Origin of the sequence: Paenibacillus selenitireducens, from assembly GCF_002021565.1 — a bacterium.
In the GTDB taxonomy this organism is placed as follows: Bacteria; Bacillota; Bacilli; order Paenibacillales; family Paenibacillaceae; genus Paenibacillus_K; species Paenibacillus_K selenitireducens.
In genome coordinates, this window is record NZ_MSZX01000001.1 from 527527 (window position 1) to 545560 (window position 18034).

At 45.0% G+C, this 18034-nt stretch carries 17 protein-coding genes; 14 read left to right on the forward strand and 3 right to left on the reverse strand.

Translation table 11 applies throughout. From position 1 onward, the window contains the following. Positions 1 to 140 precede the first annotated feature (140 nt). A complete protein-coding gene (locus BVG16_RS02370) occupies positions 141 to 437 on the forward strand; it encodes a DUF2277 domain-containing protein (protein ID WP_078496921.1) in 297 nt (98 codons plus the stop codon). Between the two features lie 15 nt (positions 438 to 452). Here BVG16_RS02370 and BVG16_RS02375 read toward each other — a convergent pair whose 3' ends face one another. After that, positions 453 to 1322: a hypothetical protein gene (locus BVG16_RS02375; protein WP_144027268.1), complete on the reverse strand. Its 870-nt coding sequence runs from the start codon at positions 1320 to 1322 to the stop codon at positions 453 to 455. A gap of 209 nt (positions 1323 to 1531) precedes the next feature. Between BVG16_RS02375 and BVG16_RS02380 the strand changes: the two genes are divergently transcribed. The 13 genes from BVG16_RS02380 to BVG16_RS02435 all read left to right on the forward strand — a co-directional run bounded on the left by BVG16_RS02380 (position 1532) and on the right by BVG16_RS02435 (position 14641). Next, entirely contained in the window at positions 1532 to 2785 is a 1254-nt protein-coding gene (locus BVG16_RS02380) for an alpha-L-fucosidase (RefSeq protein ID WP_078496923.1), read from the forward strand. 3 nt (positions 2786 to 2788) lie between these two features. Then, a complete protein-coding gene (locus BVG16_RS02385) occupies positions 2789 to 3448 on the forward strand; it encodes a metallophosphoesterase (protein ID WP_332888758.1) in 660 nt (219 codons plus the stop codon). Then, a complete protein-coding gene (locus BVG16_RS33820; RefSeq protein ID WP_332888759.1) occupies positions 3445 to 3690 on the forward strand; it encodes a metallophosphoesterase family protein in 246 nt (81 codons plus the stop codon). The genes BVG16_RS02385 and BVG16_RS33820 overlap by 4 nt, the downstream gene beginning before the upstream one ends. A gap of 172 nt (positions 3691 to 3862) precedes the next feature. After that, entirely contained in the window at positions 3863 to 4702 is an 840-nt protein-coding gene (locus BVG16_RS02390; RefSeq protein ID WP_158081602.1) for a helix-turn-helix transcriptional regulator, read from the forward strand. Between the two features lie 135 nt (positions 4703 to 4837). After that, on the forward strand, positions 4838 to 5566 hold the full coding sequence (locus tag BVG16_RS02395) for a ThuA domain-containing protein (protein WP_078496925.1): 729 nt from the start codon (positions 4838 to 4840) through the stop codon (positions 5564 to 5566). 12 nt (positions 5567 to 5578) lie between these two features. Continuing rightward, positions 5579 to 6682, forward strand: a complete 1104-nt coding sequence (locus BVG16_RS02400) for a Gfo/Idh/MocA family protein (RefSeq protein ID WP_078496926.1) — start codon at positions 5579 to 5581, stop codon at positions 6680 to 6682. Between the two features lie 190 nt (positions 6683 to 6872). Continuing rightward, positions 6873 to 7853 (forward strand): ABC transporter permease, encoded by a 981-nt coding sequence (locus BVG16_RS02405; protein ID WP_078496927.1) that lies wholly within the window; start codon positions 6873 to 6875, stop codon positions 7851 to 7853. Positions 7854 to 7867: 14 nt separating this feature from the next. Then, a complete protein-coding gene (locus BVG16_RS02410; protein WP_078496928.1) occupies positions 7868 to 8767 on the forward strand; it encodes a carbohydrate ABC transporter permease in 900 nt (299 codons plus the stop codon). Positions 8768 to 8872: 105 nt separating this feature from the next. Next, the gene (locus BVG16_RS02415; protein WP_078496929.1) at positions 8873 to 10399 is read left to right on the forward strand and encodes an ABC transporter substrate-binding protein; all 1527 of its coding nucleotides are present in this window, start codon (positions 8873 to 8875) and stop codon (positions 10397 to 10399) included. Positions 10400 to 10538: 139 nt separating this feature from the next. Next, entirely contained in the window at positions 10539 to 12281 is a 1743-nt protein-coding gene (locus tag BVG16_RS02420; protein WP_078496930.1) for a sensor histidine kinase, read from the forward strand. A 20-nt stretch (positions 12282 to 12301) separates the two neighbouring features. Next, positions 12302 to 13891 (forward strand): response regulator, encoded by a 1590-nt coding sequence (locus tag BVG16_RS02425; protein ID WP_078496931.1) that lies wholly within the window; start codon positions 12302 to 12304, stop codon positions 13889 to 13891. A gap of 236 nt (positions 13892 to 14127) precedes the next feature. Then, positions 14128 to 14328, forward strand: coding sequence for a cold-shock protein (locus tag BVG16_RS02430; protein WP_078496932.1), 201 nt, complete (start codon positions 14128 to 14130; stop codon positions 14326 to 14328). Between the two features lie 73 nt (positions 14329 to 14401). Beyond that, positions 14402 to 14641 (forward strand): cold-shock protein, encoded by a 240-nt coding sequence (locus tag BVG16_RS02435; RefSeq protein WP_078496933.1) that lies wholly within the window; start codon positions 14402 to 14404, stop codon positions 14639 to 14641. Between the two features lie 109 nt (positions 14642 to 14750). On the opposite strand, the gene BVG16_RS02440 is transcribed toward BVG16_RS02435, so the two are convergent. Continuing rightward, complete coding sequence (locus BVG16_RS02440) at positions 14751 to 16940, reverse strand: alpha-galactosidase (RefSeq protein ID WP_078496934.1); 2190 nt, start codon at positions 16938 to 16940, stop codon at positions 14751 to 14753. Between the two features lie 29 nt (positions 16941 to 16969). Further along, positions 16970 to 17995 (reverse strand): LacI family DNA-binding transcriptional regulator, encoded by a 1026-nt coding sequence (locus tag BVG16_RS02445; protein WP_078496935.1) that lies wholly within the window; start codon positions 17993 to 17995, stop codon positions 16970 to 16972. Between the last annotated feature and the right edge of the window lie 39 nt (positions 17996 to 18034).

Sequence of the window (18034 nt, forward strand, 5' to 3'; positions counted from 1 at the left end):
CCAGTCCTACACGGTATTCGTGTGGTGGACTGGTTTTTCTATGATTTACAAATGTTTCGTTTGAAATTACAGGAATTTTGGTAGTATGAATAATAGCTGCTTTAATGCCGCCAATACGTGTACTAAGGGAGAGAACTGTGATGTGCAGAAATATTAAGACCTTATTTAACTTCGATCCACCTGCAACTGAAGACGAGATTCAGGCAGCAGCGCTTCAATTTGTCAGAAAACTCTCAGGCTTCAATACACCTTCGAAGGCGAATGAAGATGCGTTCGAACGAGCCATCAGGGAAGTCACCGCTGTAGCCACGAATTTGTTAGACTCTCTTGTAACGAATGCAGAACCTCGCAACCGGGAGGTAGAAATGGAGCGAGCTCGCGTTCGGAACGAGAAAAGATTTGGAACTGGAACCGTTGAGGATGGAGCAGATGGGTAAGTAGGAATCACCTGCCTATAATTCACGAACCTGGGTGCCCTGATAGACATTCATTCGATTATACGAACTGGTGAATTGACCTGTGACAACTTGATTTGGAGCTTTTGGCATCTCGATATCCGTGATTTCTATGGACGAGTTATAACCAGGTTGGAATGTTACGGTACCAAGCTGGACTTCGTCATAACCATAGCTAAAACCGTATTTGCTTTTCAAAACAACCTTTGCGGTCACCGGCTGTTGACTATGATTATAGAGGGAAATTCTACAGTGTCCAAACCAGTTGTCTCCTTTCGGTTCGAAGCTGCATTGTGATGTAGTCTTATCGGTCTGTAGGGCATACATGCCTGATGCGAAATACTGTTGGTACACGGATACAACTTTATTCGGTAGCGAAGTGACGATGAGAAAGGCGATAAACCCGATCAAGAGCCGGCGTCGATGTAACGAGCGGGCAAGCATCTGGATGAAGATAATAAGACAGATAATTAATGGAAGCCCGGTAAGAATAAGCGTACCATTCCCTAGAGGGAGTACCGTCTTGATGTGAAGACCATTCAATATCCATTCAAACCACGTATAATCATGCGGGAAACGTATCGTTAGCAAGCTGAGCACAACGAGTCCGACAATGGCCCAGGTGAACTTTTTCTTGTCTCGAACGAGGTTCGTGTGTGAAGAGAGTTGTCTCGAATTGTCTATAGGCTTCACGCGCCACGCATAGAGAAGTCCCCAGAAGATGCTTGCGACGCTCCAGAATAGCAGCTGGTAGTGCAGATTTTGCACATCGCTCATAAGCACGATGATTACGATTATGATAAGGAAAAAGGTACCTCCGCTTTTCAAAGCGCGCCATAGATAAGATTGCAGCTTTGTATGTTCCACGCTGAATCGCATCCAATATAACCCATAATAGGTATTCTATTACCTATTCGACAGCAATCCATCAGATTCCTATTCTTCCTCATGTTTTCTATTGCAGGGGTTCACCCAAAAAGATAATTTGTTAAAACCTCGAATCAAGAAGAGGATTTTGCGAAGCAATCGTGAATATAAAAGACAAAACTCAATCCAAAAAAGAAGAGGTGCTTGCCATGATAACCAATTCGATTGTAAAACCAACCCCGAGACAGCTCGATTATCAAGACTGGGAATTCGGCCTATTCGTGCATTTCGGCCTGAGAACGTTTTATGAAGGGTATGTTGATTTTGACCCGAGGGGTATGTCTCCAACGATGTTTAACCCTGAACAATTAGATTGCGAGCAATGGATACGCACGGCGAAAGAAGCCGGAATGAATTATGCGGTATTAACGGCGAAACATCATGATGGATTCTCAAATTGGCCGTCGCAATATAGCACGTTCTCCGTTGCGCAATCCCCGTGGAAAGAAGGCAAAGGGGATGTGGTCCGGGAATTTGTAGAGGCTTGCCGGAAGTATGATGTGAAGCCGGGATTATATTATTCTCCATTTGATGGATCGGCTGATTTCTATAACCAGGATGAACAAGCTTACGATGATTACTTCGTGAACCAAATTACAGAGCTGCTAGGCAATTACGGTGACATTGATATTCTGTGGTTTGACGGCTGCGGCTCGGAAGACCATGAATATGATTGGAAGCGCATTATCGGGGAGATTCGCCGTCTTCAACCGAATATCTTAATTTTTAATATGGGTGATCCTAATTTCAGATGGGTCGGGAATGAGGATGGAATTGCTCCAGTTCCTTGTTGGAATGTGGTGGATGCGCTTGAATTCTCGATAATGACCGAAGAAAAGGAGTCCTTATCCGAGAAGCTCTGGCTCCCTGCGGAATGCGACGTTCAAATGCGATCGAACTGGTTCTATAGCGATAGTGATGATCATACGATCAAAAGCTTGGATCAATTGATGGGCCTATACTATTATTCCGTTGGACGCGGCACGAATTTGCTGTTGAATATCGGACCGGACCGCCAAGGCTTGCTTCCTGCATTGGACGTCAAGCAATTGAGTGATATGGGGGCAGAAATCCGCAGAAGATTCGATAATCCGATCGCTACGATCAGCGGAGCTTCCAATCCATCGATGGAATGGGTGTATGAACCAGCTCAACCTCATTTAGTGGATCATATCGTAATTCAAGAGGATTTATCCGAGGGGGAACACATCCGTCAGTTCCAAATCAACATCATGACTGAAAAATCACATCGTACCGTTCCCGTATATGTTGGTCAAAATATCGGTCATAAGGCGATTATCCGGATTCCGCCGGTGAAGGCTCGCAGCATTGCGTTAGCGGTAACGCAAACGGATGGACAGCCTTCCATTCAAGAAATGTCATTCTATTACGTTGGAGAGTAAAGGGTGGGACGACCACTACAGTTTCATGCCAACGGCACATTTCGTATTGTCCAATTCTCAGATACAGAATACATGGATGATGTTCCCGAGCTCAATGCGCGTACTACGAAGATGATGCGAGACGTCATCCTTGCGGAGCGGCCTGACCTGGTTGTGTTTGCCGGGGATGTGATTGGAAGTTTACGATGCAAGGATCCTGAAAAGTCGTTCCGACAAGCGGTATCGACCGCGGAAGAGTTTCACGTGCCGTGGGTTGCTATTTTCGGTAACCATGACTCGGAAGCGGGAATCACCCGAGAACAGTTAATGGATATTCAATTAAGTCATACCTACTGCGTAGCAGAGCCTTCGGCACCGGATGTCAGCGGCGTAGGGAATTACGTCTTGAAGGTCTTAGGCAACGATGAGAGAACGGCTGCTGCATTATATTTTTTGGATAGTGGAAGTTATTCATTGCTTCCTCAGGTACCCGGCTATGATTGGATTCATCGAGATCAGATTGAATGGTATGCGGCACAATCCAAGATATCCACTGCCCAGAATGGGGGCAGCCGATTCCATCTCTCGCTTTCTTCCATATTCCGTTACCGGAGTATCAAGAGGCATGGAATGCGGGCGAATGTAAAGGGGAGAAAAGGGAAGAGGTTACATGTCCTCGCGTGAATAGCGGTTTGTTTGCCGCCATGGTTGAGCAAGGGGATGTCATTGGAACTTTTGCTGGGCATGACCATGGGAATGATTACTCCGGAGATCTCCACGGAATTCAGCTCTGTTATGGACGCTCTTCCAGCTATATTCTTTGGGATACGGATATTCCCATTGGAGCCAGGGTCATTGCATTGCAGCAAGGAGCAAGAACCTTTGAGACTTGGTTGCGTTTAGATGACGGTTCGATTGTACGTTAATGAATACATGGTTAAGTGAATTACAAGATTGTAGCAACCTTGGTCCTGTTCGTATAAGGGCCAAGGTTTTTTAGGCTGTACACTTGATTCTTGATTCATGAAGGAGGATAGTAGTAGCAGCGGAGTTCTTGATATATTAGAAAATTGACATCCATCGAGGGGGTTAATGATCGTGGCTTTTGTTGAACATCGGCGTTATCCATCGGAATTTCAATTCGCTGCGCATTACATTGTTAGCGACTTTACGTTTTTGGCGCATTGGCACACGGAAGTGGAACTTCTGTATGTTCTAGAAGGTCATTTGACGATAGGTATCAACCAAGTGACATATGAGTTGCATGCAGGAGACATCGCCGTGATCGGGAGCGGTGACATCCATTATTATAGCGGCAGTTCTGAGAAGGCTCGAGCCATCATGGTCATCTTTCATCCGAAAATGATCGGGTATGAGCGGGGATGGAAAATTCACAATCAATTTATTTCCCCGGTAATGACGGCGAGTAGTTTTCAAGCAGATGAGCAAGAATCTATCAAACAAGCGTTTCTGCATGCGATAGAGGAATTTGAGCATCGAGGTTCCGGCTGGGAAATGTTCGCGGTCAGCGAGGTAAATAAAATATGCGCGATGTTAACCCGTATCTCAGATCAAAAGGGATCGTTACAGGAGGCATGGAACAAGCTCGCCTTACGCAATACGGAGATCATGCAGAATGCCTTGCATTATATCGAAGAAAAATACAATGAAGATATCAATCTGGAAGATACTGCGAAAATATTAAACGTGAGTCCGTTCTACTTCTCGCGCTTGTTCAATAAAACCGTCGGCATGAACTTTCGCAGCTACATTAACCATCTTCGAATGAATAGAGCCTATTCTATGATCGTAAATACCGATCAATCGCTAAGCACGATCGCGATGGAATGTGGATTTCAAAGTATTCGTTCGTTCAATCGGGTATTTAAGTCTGTGAAAGGGATCTCGCCTTCCTCTTTTCGTCAACACAATAGCTAGTAATATAGAGCATTCGACTCCATGCAATTGAGCAAGTTTTGTCTATATAACAAGCAATATTTGACGAGTTTTATGATCGTGCGTTGCTATAATAAAAGTATAGGAAAGACCACTGCATGAAGGGAGTGCGAAGCGATGTTACCAAAAAAAGCATTGATCGTATGGGGCGGCTGGCTCGGCCATGAGCCGCAAGAGGTTGCCGAAATATTTCGCAAGTTATTGACAGAAGAAGGATTTGATGTGGAAGTATCAAATACGTTGGAAGCTTTCGCGGACGGAGATCAACTCAAAGGGTTGGACCTGATCGTTCCTGTCTGGACGATGGGTGAAATTTCACAAGCACTTGTAGATAACGTATCTGCTGCGGTTCAGAGCGGCGTAGGTATCGCTGGGTGTCATGGCGGCATGTGCGACTCGTTCCGCAATAACGTCGATTGGCAGTTTATGACGGGCGGCCAATGGGTGGCGCATCCAGGAAATGACGGCGTTGAATATACGGTTCATATTAAGAACTGTTCGAGCCCACTGGTAGAAGGGATACAAGACTTCCAAGTCTCATCAGAACAATATTATATGCATGTTGATCCAGCCGTTGAAGTGTTAGCAACGACGCGATTCCCTCAGGCTGCTGGACCTCATTCCCTGAATAGGGCAGTAGATATGCCTGTCGTATGGACGAAGCGTTGGGGCGTTGGACGTGTGTTCTATAATTCGTTAGGGCATCACGCAGATATAGTAGACCAAGCCGAAGTGAAGGAAATCATGCGCCGAGGATTCCTCTGGGCCTCTGAAGGTAAGGAAGCGGCGCAGTCATCTTCATCTGATTTGGCAACCCAAAATAACGACATAGCCAATCGTGTCTAGGAGGGGAAGAGTATGAATATAACACATGTAGGAATCATTGGTTGTGGGAAGATTAGCGGCGTATACTTCGAAAACTGTAAGTTGTATCCGACGCTGGACATCGTAGCTTGCGCAGATCTTGACTTGGAGCGTGCCCGAGCGGCCGCTGACCATTACGGCATTGCCAAGGCATGCTCCGTGGAGGAGTTGTTGGCTGATCCGAGTATCGATATTGTCATTAACTTGACGATTCCGGCCGCTCATGCTGAGGTTTGCTTGAAAGCGCTTCAAGCGGGCAAACATGTATATGTTGAGAAACCTCTTGCAGTTACCCGTGAGGAAGGGCAGCACATTCTGGCTGTGGCGAACAGCAAAAGCCTGATGGTGGGAAGTGCGCCGGATACCTTCTTAGGCGGGGGAATTCAGACCTCCGTCAAGCTGATTGAAGATGGATGGATTGGCACGCCGGTAGCGGCAACAGCATTCATGATGGGACGAGGCCATGAGCATTGGCATCCCGATCCTGAATTCTATTATGCCAAGGGCGGCGGACCGATGTTCGACATGGGACCGTACTATTTGACGGCGCTCGTTGCCATGTTAGGACCTATTCGCCAAGTCAGTGGAATGACGAAGGTGACATTTCCGGAGCGGACGATCACGAGTGAGAAGAAATATGGGCAGACGATCCATGTCGAGACACCGACACATGTTGCGGGCCTTCTGGATTTCCACAACGGTGCCATAGGGACGATCATTACGTCGTTCGATGTGTTTGGCGGATCGCAATTGCCGCATATTGAAGTGTACGGTAGTCAAGGTACGCTGCGGGTTCCTGACCCGAACGGGTTCGGGGGACCGGTGCTGCTGAAGCGACATGATTCGAATGATTGGATGGAGATTCCGCTCAGTCATGGCTATGCGAATAATAGCAGAGGCATCGGTGTCCTTGATATGGCTTATGCGATACAACATGGCAGGATGAACCGAGCCAATGGGGAATTAGCTTACCATGTCCTAGAAGCGATGCATGGTTTCCACGATTCCTCCGATCAAGGCAAGCATTATGTGATGCAGAGTACGTGTGAGCGGCCGCAAGCGATGCCCGTAGGAATGATAACCGGGCAGTTGGATTAAGTTCATAACAGGAAGAAAAAACGTTGCGACATTTTGATGTCACAGCGTTTTTTTGCGTTTTATTCGAACGAGGCAGCGAGAGAACAAGTCACGATCGTCATAATAAGAAGTCATCATATTAGTAGTCGCTATATTGGCGTCCATATTAAAATTGACTTACAAACGATGCTGCACAAGAGAGGGTGAGGTCATGCAAGATACAGGAACAGCACTGCGGAAGCAAGAACATATTCGCTCAGCAACACAGAAGAAACAGAGTAACTTGGTGAGGAGCTTAAAGAAGTATAAATGGTTGCTACTGATGACATTACCAGGGGTTATCTATTTATTCATTAATAACTATATCCCCATGTATGGAGTCATTCTCGCATTTAAAAACTTGAATTATGCCAAAGGACTCTGGGGAAGCGACTGGGTGGGGTTTGATAACTTTAAGTTTTTGTTCAATTCGCCTGATGCGTATCTCATAACAAGGAACACCTTCTTGTACAATATTACGTTCATTATTTTGAATTTGATTATGGCGGTCGGTGTCGCCCTGCTTATTAATGAAATTAAGGATAAGGTCATCTCTCGATTCTATCAAAGCACGTTCTTACTGCCGCATATTATCTCGATGGTTGTCGTCGCCTACTTGGTGTATAGCTTCCTGAACGTGGAGAGCGGCATGGTGAACCGGCTGTTGATGAAATGGTTACATATCGATGCCATTTCATGGTATAGCGAAGCCGATTACTGGCCCTACATTCTCGTCATCGTGAACGCTTGGAAGAACGTAGGGTACTTATCCATCATTTATTTCGCTTCCATTATCGGGATCGACAAAGAGTACTATGAAGCTGCGACGATCGATGGCGCAAGTAAATGGAAACAGATGACCCGAATTACGATTCCTTTAATTGCTCCGGTGATTACGACGATGACGTTATTAGCGGTAAGTGGGATTCTGAGATCCGATTTCGGATTATTCTATCAAGTACCGATGAATACAGGTGCACTGATCCCAACAACCAATACCATCGATACATTTGTCTATCGTGCCATGATTCAATCTGGTGATATCGGGATGTCTTCCGCTGCAGGGATCTATCAATCTGTTGTCTGCTTTGTCTTAATCTTAGTCGCAAACGCTGCAGTTCGGAAAATTAACAAACGAGATGCTCTATTCTAGGGGGGATACGTACGATGGGAACTTTTAACTTGAAAAAAAACTGGGGTCCTGCCTTGATTCATCTATTCTTCTGGGGCTTCACAATCGTATCCTTGGTACCGTTCATCTTAGTATTTATGGTCTCCATCTCGAATGAGGATTCGATTCTGCAGAACGGATATTCCTTATTTCCAAGCCAAATTAGCTTCGCTGCTTACCAATTTCTATTTAATGATTTCTCGGAAATCGCGAAAGCATATAGCGTTACGATTATATCTACAGTCATCGGAACGATCGTTAGTCTGTTGATCACGGCATTATTTGCTTACCCGCTATCTAGAGCTGATTTGCCATTTCGGCGGACACTGTCCTTCTATATCTTCTTTACGATGTTGTTCGGCGGCGGGATGGTTCCATGGTATATGACATATGTGAACATGTTCGATATGAAAAATACGATTTTCGCGATGATCATTCCGAACTTGTTATTAAGTGCTTTTAACGTGTTGTTGATGCGCAGCTTCTTCGCAACATCGATACCTGAATCCGTGGTAGAATCGGCAACGATTGACGGTGCAAGTGAATTGAAGATATTTTACAAAATTGTGGTACCTCTCTCCTTGCCTATCATGGCAACCATCGGTCTATTCAACATGCTAGCGTATTGGAACGATTGGTATAATTGCATGCTGTTCATCGATAAACCGGAACTCTATAACATCCAGTATCTGATGACGAAGACCTTAACCAATATTCAATATTTGCTTATGAAATCGAACAGTTCTGCACAGGTAGGGGAACTACTTGCGAAGATGCCGAGGGAAACGGTGCGAATGGCCTTAGCCATTATCGGTATTGCACCTTTATTATTCGCGTACCCTTTCTTTCAAAAATATTATATCAGCGGGATTACAAGCGGAGCAGTCAAAGGTTAACCCCCAATGCATGCATAGGTATCTGGAAAGGAGAGGGTGCGATTTTTCTGGCTCTAGGAAGTTGAAACTATTGTATAGTGATAATTGAGAGGAGATAAGGTATCTATGAAAAAATCATTCCAGATGGTCTTGATGATGGTGCTGTGCAGCATGATTGTTCTTGCGGGATGCGGCAGCAAGGGTGCGACAAATGAGGGCGATGCGAACAAGGATGCGGCTCCAACAACGACAACAGGGTCCGGGTCAGACAATTCATTAGCACCTTATAAAATTACACTTGTGTATCCAGCTACAGCTCCGAAGGATCTCCAACTCGTCCAGGATGAAATGAGCAAATATTTGACGGAGAAGATCAATGCGACGATTGAATTGAAACCGATCGATTGGGCTTCATGGGATGATAAGACGAACCTGATGAAAATCTCGAATGAGCCGTTTGACCTTATGTTCACAGCAAGCTGGTTTTCGTATCCGAAAGATGTGGCGAAGGGACAGTATTTGGAGCTGGACGATCTGATGAATCAATATGGGAAAGAGATTCCCGGGGTTCTAGGCGATGATTTTATTAAAGGTTCCAGAATTGGCGGCAAACTGTATGCTTTACCGACTAAGAAAGAGTTTGGTCAAGGCTTCGGTTTCTTATTCGACAAGAAGCTCGTTGATAAATACAAGATTGACACGAATGGAATGAAATCCTTAGACGATCTCGAAGCAATTTTCACCATGATTAAAGCTAGCGAGCCAAGCATCACGCCGATTGTATCCAGTAAATTCACGAATATTTGGCAAGCATCCAATTACGATGGGATTGTAGCGAATCTCTCCATTCCTCGCGGTGCCAAAGAAATTAAAGCCATTGATACCTTGGAAGATCCTAAATACATCGATTTCTATAAACGGATGAATAAGTGGAATCAAAATGGATGGTTTGATAAAGATGTGCTTACATCGGATGCAGACCAAGCCATGAACATGATCAAAGCGGGCAAAGCGTTCGCTGTCGCGCAATCCTTAAAACCAGGTAAAGATAAAGAAATGAGTCTTAGTTCTGGGGTAGAGGTCGTGCAAGTCGAGACAGCTGTACCGTTTACGACAACGGGTGATGCTCAAGGTGCGATGCTCGGGATTTCGCGTACCTCCAAAGATCCTGCGCGTGCGATGATGTTCCTCAATCTGTTATATACGGATGCGAAATTACTGAACATGCTGGATTGGGGGATTGAAGGGAAGCATTACGTTAAGAAATCTGATAACGTGATTGATTTCCCAGAAGGCGTGAACGCGGATACTCAAAGTTATCCAAATCCAGGCGGTTGGATGTTCGGTAACCAATTCAACTCCTACCTATGGTCTAATGAAGACCCGAAGAAATGGGAGCTGTTCAAGGCATTTAATGATAGTGCGGAACGCTCGATTGCTCTAGGATTTGCCTTCAATCAAGAGCCGGTCAAAGCGGAATTGGCGTCCATTGCGAACGTAGAGAAAGAATTCGACGCTACTTTAAGATCTGGAGCTGTAGATGCAGAGAAAATTATTGCCAAATGGAAAGAAAAACGCAATGCCGCGGGTTATGAGAAAGTGAAGGCTGAAGTTGATAAACAGCTTGCGGAGTGGGCGAAGACGCAACAATAAATCATTCAAATGTAGGAATCTTTGACGAAGGGACTTTGATCCAATAAGTTCGTTGTCAGAGATTCCTTTTATACCATGATGTAACTATAATCATAGTAAGCTTTGAAAGATACAACGATCCGTAGGGCAGAGGTGACTTATGAATATCAAAAGTTCTCTTCGATTTAAACTAATTATTGGATTTATCACCATCGCCGTGCCGTTGGTGATTTTGCTATTATATAACAACTATTACGCATCCAATACGATTAGAGAACAAGTCGCGAACTCTAACAAGAACTCCGTTATCCTCTATTCCAATCAGATCCAGGCCGCACTGAATAAGGAAACGAATTTTCTCTATAATATAGCTTTTGAAGATCCGAATATGGCATCGCTGTCGCTCTTGCAGAATGATCCTTTTGAATATTATCTGGCGAAAGCAAGACTTCTGAATACGTTTACGAGATACCATCGATTTGATAATAGCGTTGACCTTCAGTTTGTCTATTCGGTTAAGAAACAAGATTTATTTAACACGCCGATCAAAACGACATCCTATGAGGAATTGCAATCGATTCAATCTTCGATTCTAGGGCTATTAAAAGACATCTATCCTGAAAGCGATTACTTCCGAGAGTGGAAAGCGATCCAATATGATGATAAATATGCGCTCATCCGATTGGTCAATACGGGGGACGGTTTCTACCTTGGGGCATGGGTTCAATTGAAAAACTTAATGATTCCGTTCGATTTGATCCACCTAGGAGAAGAGGGATTCGCCTCATTTGTAAGCCGTGAAGGAGCCTTAATTACGAATACGAAGGGCATCAAGTCCTTTCAATTAGTACCATCTCTCTGGTCACAGTCGGAAGAACCTTATCAAGTGGTTACGAACCAAGATGTGAAATATATTGCCGTGACGAATCCAATTCAAGGTACAGACATTACATTAAGCGCGTTTATTCCGGAAAAAATGATGCTTCAGAAGTTAGATCACTTCCGGGAGTTTATTTTTCTCATTCCGATTCTTGCGGCCATCGTCCTTATTTTTTATTTAGTCTATTTGAATGACATCATTGTGAGGCCGATGAACCATTTGATCCGCGGCATGCGCAAGATCAAACACGGGGACTGGGAAATCCGGTTGAATAATTCAAGATCCAGAGAGTTTTCAATTATTAACGAATCGTTTAATAGCATGGCTTCGGAAATTCACGCGCTCAAAGTGAATGTATATGAGGAGCAGATCAAAGCGCATAAGGCAGAGCTCAAACATCTGCAATTGCAAATCAATCCGCATTTTCTGTTGAACTCCATTAACATTGTCTATAATCTAGCGGAAATCAAAAATTACCACGTGATTCAGCTCATGTGTCTGAACTTGGTGAAGTATTTCCGATTCACAACGAAAACCAATCAAATGGTCGTTACGATTGCCGAAGAAATGGAGCACATGGAGAGTTACATTAAAATACAACAGCTTAGATTTCCAGATCGAGTGACCTATGGCTATGAAATTGCGAAAGAGCTGGAGACGGCGGCGATACCGCCATTATTGATCCAACCCTTTATCGAGAATGCCATCAAGCATGGATTTGATTTTTTGGATGAGCCCTTTCATATTAATATTCGAATCATGCCGATCCCGCAGACGGATCTATGTGAAATTGTGATATCGGATAATGGAAGCGGGTTTCCCGAAGACGTATTGCTGGATATCCAGCGGGGAACTTACCTGGAAATAAATAAAGGGGATCATCTCGGGATTTCGAATGTGCATTATCGCTTAAAACATATTTTTGGGGAGACATCGGATTTACAGTTTGATAATCAAGTGGATTCAGGCGCGATTGTACGGATCGTGCTTCCTATAAGAACCGTAGAGCACTTCAATGGATAGTCATATATGGGAGGTAGACGATGTATAAAGCACTTATTGTGGATGATGAAATCTATGCGGTATTGGGGATCAAGAGTGGTGTGAACTGGGAGGCGCTGCAAGTTTCGGAGGTTTATGAAGCATATAATATGCGGGATGCCATTAAAGTGTTTGAACGTACGAATATCGATATTATGATTTGTGATATTGAAATGCCGAAAGGGAACGGCATCGAATTATTGGAGTGGGTCAACGAGAAATCACCGGATACCGAGACCATTTTCCTCACGGCGCATTCGAATTTCGACTTTATGAAACGGGCTATTCAATTGGATGGATTCGATTATTTATTGAAGCCGATTGAATTCGATGTGCTGCAATCCACGATTTCAAAAGCGCTTCAATCCATTCAACATGAACTGGAATTGAATCGTCTTCGTGAACAATACCAGCCTTCCTATGCGTTATGGTCCCGGAAAAAGACGTTGATTGCGGATAAGTTCTGGAATGATCTATTTACCCAGCGTATCGTGTGTACGCCCGCGAATGCAGCGAACTTGCTGGAAGATCATGAACTGCCGCTACATGAACAATCGAAGATCCTTCCAATTATGATCAGTGTAGAAACATGGACGCGAGAATTTAGTGTGCGGGATGAAGAAATGATGGAATACGCGATACGTAAAGCAGCGTCTGAGATGCTATTGTCTGATCAGAAGGGGGAGGTCATTCAGACGAAGCAAGGCGTCAATGTCGTCGTTGCGTATATGGAGGAAGACCGGTTGGTTAACGAACAAGAGCTTGTTCGACGATGTGAGGCCTATATCCAATCCTGCAAGCAGTATTTCTATTGTGAAATTTCCTGTTATATTGGGGAGGTCACGACGTTGTATGAAGCACAGCATATCTATAACAAACTTCTTGAGATGGAGTATAATAACATGCACAAATCCAATCAGGTCTATTCTCTGCAACAGTTTCATATGAAGCCTATCACGCTCAAATTCACGGAATTCTCGGCTTGGACGATCCTTATTGAACAAGGAAAGCTGGAAGAGATGGAGAAAGAGATTAAGCGCTGCATGACCGCACTTCGTTCCGATTCGCGATTATCAGCAGGTATCGTTAGAGCCTTTTATCAAGATTTTCAACAGATGATTCATTATATTCTGCATAAAAACGGACTGACGTCACATGAATTATTTCTGCATACGGATGGGGTGTCACAGGAGGTAATTCCACGTTCTATTGAAGAATTGCAAGCAATAGCTCTTCATAAAGTTTCTGTTATCTGTCATTATCTGCATCGCAATGAGTCGATTATTCAGCGGGTGCAATGCTTCATCGCCGATCATTTGTATGATCCGATTACGAGAGAACAGTTAGCCAGCTATGTCCATCTCAATCCAGCTTACTTGTCTAGACTATTCAAACGAGAAGTAGGTGATTCGATAACCGATTATATTCTGCATGAGCGGATGAAGCTTGCCAATGAGCTCATTCGTAATACGAAACTGCCGATATCAGATATCGCGAAATCTCTGGGGTATACGAATTTCTCATACTTCTCCAAAATGTACAAAAAGGTTTATCAAGCGACCCCTCAACATGTACGACGGCAATATGCATAATGTTCGATACGAAAGGCCCTGATTAGGGTCTTTCCGTTTGTTCAGGCCGATTTGAGTAAATAATTTATTTCATGGTTGCTAATCGTTTGGTTGTGTGATAAGATGTGTTTATAACAAATTTAACCCTTAAAATTCACATATTGAAAAGGATGTCATTTCTGTTATGGTGCCTTTTTCAATGTGTGATTTTTTTTGGAAAAAAGCATGTTAATAATATTACTTGGAGGTAATGAACAATGGAAACAGGAACAGTGAAATGGTTTAACGCAGAGAAAGGATTTGGCTTTATCGAGGTGGAAGGCGGAAATGACGTATTCGTACATTTCTCAGCAATCCAAGGCGACGGATTCAAATCTCTTGACGAAGGTCAACGTGTAGAATTCAATGTTGTACAAGGTAACCGTGGTCCTCAAGCAGAAAACGTTGTAAAACTATAATTCACACAACACAAACTGCCCTTAACAAGCGTTAAGGGCAGTTTTTTTTTAGACCAAAGAGGAGGGGTTAGCTATATATTATCGGAGAAAATCGTTAGAAGAGATTCCGCAGGAAGACACCACGATTTGGTCGTGTCAGAAGGAAGATTGTAATGGATGGATTCGGGATAACTTCGCGTTTGAGAATGAACCGGAATGTCACATCTGTCATTCCCCTATGATTCGCAGTACCAAAATGCTGCCGCTCATAACGAACTCGAATAAGGATATGAAGTCCCTTCGTAAAGGTACCCAGATTTCAAAGATCGATTAATAAAAACACGAGGAAATCGTAGATGATATGTTATAGAAAAAAGAAGCGCGTACCGTTCCTTTATCAGGATACGAGACGGGCTTCTTTTGGTTATCGGGCGATTATAAATTTATACCGCGGATAGCTTAAATACTTTGCTCGTGAAATCCCCACGAACCGAGGAGACGTCAAGACCCACATGCATTAATCGATCCCCGCCGAAAACTTCGCCCGACGCATCAACACGGTAATTTTTATCGGCATCCAGTCCACGCAGCGCGAGTCTCCGTAATGGACCATTAGGTTCAGCTAAGACATTGAAGTAGAAGACAAGGGCTTCACTATGGTCTTCGCTTACGAACATCCAGGCCGTCTCATTGCCTTCGAATGGGCTTTTGATTCGATATAAATCTCCTTGCTGCACCAATCCGCGGATTTCTTTGTAGAATGAAATCTGCTGTTTAGCAATTTCATTCTCTTCTTCTGTGAAGCGGGTCAAATCCAGCTCGTAACCGAAATTGCCTGACATCGCTACATCCCCGCGCATCGTTAATGAAGTCATACGTTCGACTTGATGATTCGGTACAGCCGAAATATGCGCGCCCATGGTGGATACCGGATAGACCATGCTGGTTCCGTATTGGATTTTCAGACGTTCGATGGCATCCGTATCATCGCTCGTCCAGGTCTGCGGCATGTAATAGAGCATCCCTGGATCGAAGCGTCCGCCGCCGCCGGAACAGCTCTCGAATAAGATGTTCGGGAAGTCACTTGTTAATCGCTCCAACAATTCATAGAGTCCTAGCATATAACGATGTACGGTTTCGGTCTGCTGCACAGCGGGTCTGTCGGCTGAACCAATCTCCGTCATATTCCGATTCATGTCCCATTTGATGTATGAGATCGGAACGGTGGAGAAAATGGTACTTAACCGTTTATACAAATATTCGCGGACATCGGTTCTGGACATATCCAGAATAAGCTGGTTGCGTCCTTCCGTGCGGCGACGGTTAGGAACATGAAGACACCAATCCGGATGCTCACGATATAGCTCGCTTTCAGGTGAGACCATTTCAGGTTCGAACCATAGTCCGAATTGCACACCGGTCTCATTTACGCGTTGGGCAAGATTATGAAGGCCCTCAGGAAGCTTCTTGCGATCTTCGAACCAGTCGCCTAATGACGTTGTATCGTCATCGCGTTTGCCGAACCAACCGTCATCAAGTACGAACAACTCGATGCCTAGTTGGGAAGCGGATTTTGCGATCGCTTCTATTTTATCGGCATTAAAGTTGAAGTACGTCGCTTCCCAGTTATTGACCAGGATCGGACGTTCCACATCCCGATGGACGCCTCTGCACAATCGTGTCCGATACAAGCGGTGGAACGTTCTTGACATGCCGCCGAGCCCTTCATCCGAATAGACAAGCACGGCCTCAGGCGTCTGGAAGCTGGCCCCTGGCTCCAAATTCCAGCCGAAGTCGAACGGGTTGATACCGATGTTCACGCGTGTCGTAGCAAATTGGTCAACCTCAGCCGAAGCGACAAAGCTGCCGCTATAGACAAGGTTGAAGGCGTAAACGTCGCCTTGATGCTCATTCGTCTCCGGACGTACCAGCGCAAGGAATGGATTCTGCTGATGCGAACTGGAACCGCGACGGCTCTCGATTCTTGTCGCGCCCGGACCGAGAGGTCTGCGCTGCACATGGCGTTCCCTTGCCCATGCGCCGGACAAATAAATCGCTTCGTACGAAGCATCCGAAAGATCGATAGATGCGCTCAATGCGCGCCATACTTGAATTGACTCGCTGCTTGGATTATAGAACTTAGCTGATCGCGTAATGGCGTTATGGTCCCTAAATACCGTATAACTTAGCGTGACGGTCATCCCTGAATGGGAATCGATAAGGTCTAATTCCAAGGTTTGTGCTTCATCTTGTGACTCGGTATAAACGGCAGGCAAGCCATCTAGCGAAGGTTTGCCTTCAACGATGCGATGGCTGAGATAGGATAACTCGGAGATGCGGCTGCCGTCACGAAGCTGAACTTGATAGGCAGGATCCCGGAAATCACTCGTTCCGTATTGCGGGAATTCCTGCGGCAAGGTGTCTAAGGATAGTCGTTTGTCTTCCGGAAAAGGCGTGGGACTGAACGAAGCGCGTTCCGTTGGCGTGATGATGCCGTCCAAATTCGAATCCGCGCGTAACTTTTTACCCCAGTAGACATGAGATGGAAAACCTTTTACGATTTGAATGACGTAACTGGTGTCTTTCGATTGTAAATGGAATAATTGCTTGGCCTCATCATAATAAATAGTCATGATAACAGACTCCTCTCTTCATGCAGGTCCTAAGGGGTACCTGTACTCTCGCGTACAATCAACTTCGTGTTAATCGTTACGTGGGCTGGCGCCTCACGGCCCTCCATGCACTCCAATAATAACTGCACCGCTGTTTTTCCCATTTGCTCAGGATAGACTTTTACGGTTGTAAGTGCGGGCTGGACATAAGCGGAGAAGTCAAGATCGTCGAAGCCGATCAATGACATGTCCTCCGGAACTTGAATCCCGTGTTCTTGCAATGCGCGGAGCGCCCCAATTGCGATCGGATCACTTGCGGCAAAACATGCCGTAGGCCGATCTGGTTTACTTAATAGCTCATTCATCATTTGGTAACCGCTTGCAGCATTCCATTCACCTAAGTGGACGAATTGAGGATCGAAGATGCCTTCGGCTTGCATGAGACGTTCAAATAGGGTGTGTCTGGCTTCGGGAACAATTTCTACTTGATGCTGAACCCCAATGCGTACTAACTTTTTCTGACCGCCGATGAACCCAATCGACCGATGACCAAGTTCGAACAAGTGTTGGAGGACATCTTCCATGGCTTGCTCGAAATGAATCGTAACTGAATCATATTCCCGATGGCTTGGGATATGGTCTACCAGGACAATGGCTTTCTTATCGGGATACAGTCGTTCAATATCTTGCGGATCGATGGAGCCAATGACGATAAGACCGTCTACGGACTGCAGCGTTAGAACGTCTGGACTGGCGAATCGGAATACTTTGCGAATGCCAATCCCTAAATCTTCGCAGCGAATTTCGATACCTCTGCGGATGGCTGTGAAGTAAGGGTCTTCACGTTCATCCTCCGGCGAGCACCAGAGAAGAAGGGCGATCTCTTTACGAGCCCGCTCGGTTTCTTGCTTGAGTCGCTTGAGACGATGAGGTTTGTAGTCGAGTTCTTCCGCAATGGCGAATATTCGAGCTCGTGTATCCTCGCTAACCGATAGACCCGAATCATTGTTGAGGACTCGCGATACGGTGGCAGAAGATACACCGGCTTGCATAGCAATATCTTTAATGGTTGCCAACCTGAACACCTCGTGTTTAGTAAATTTATTAACTAAATT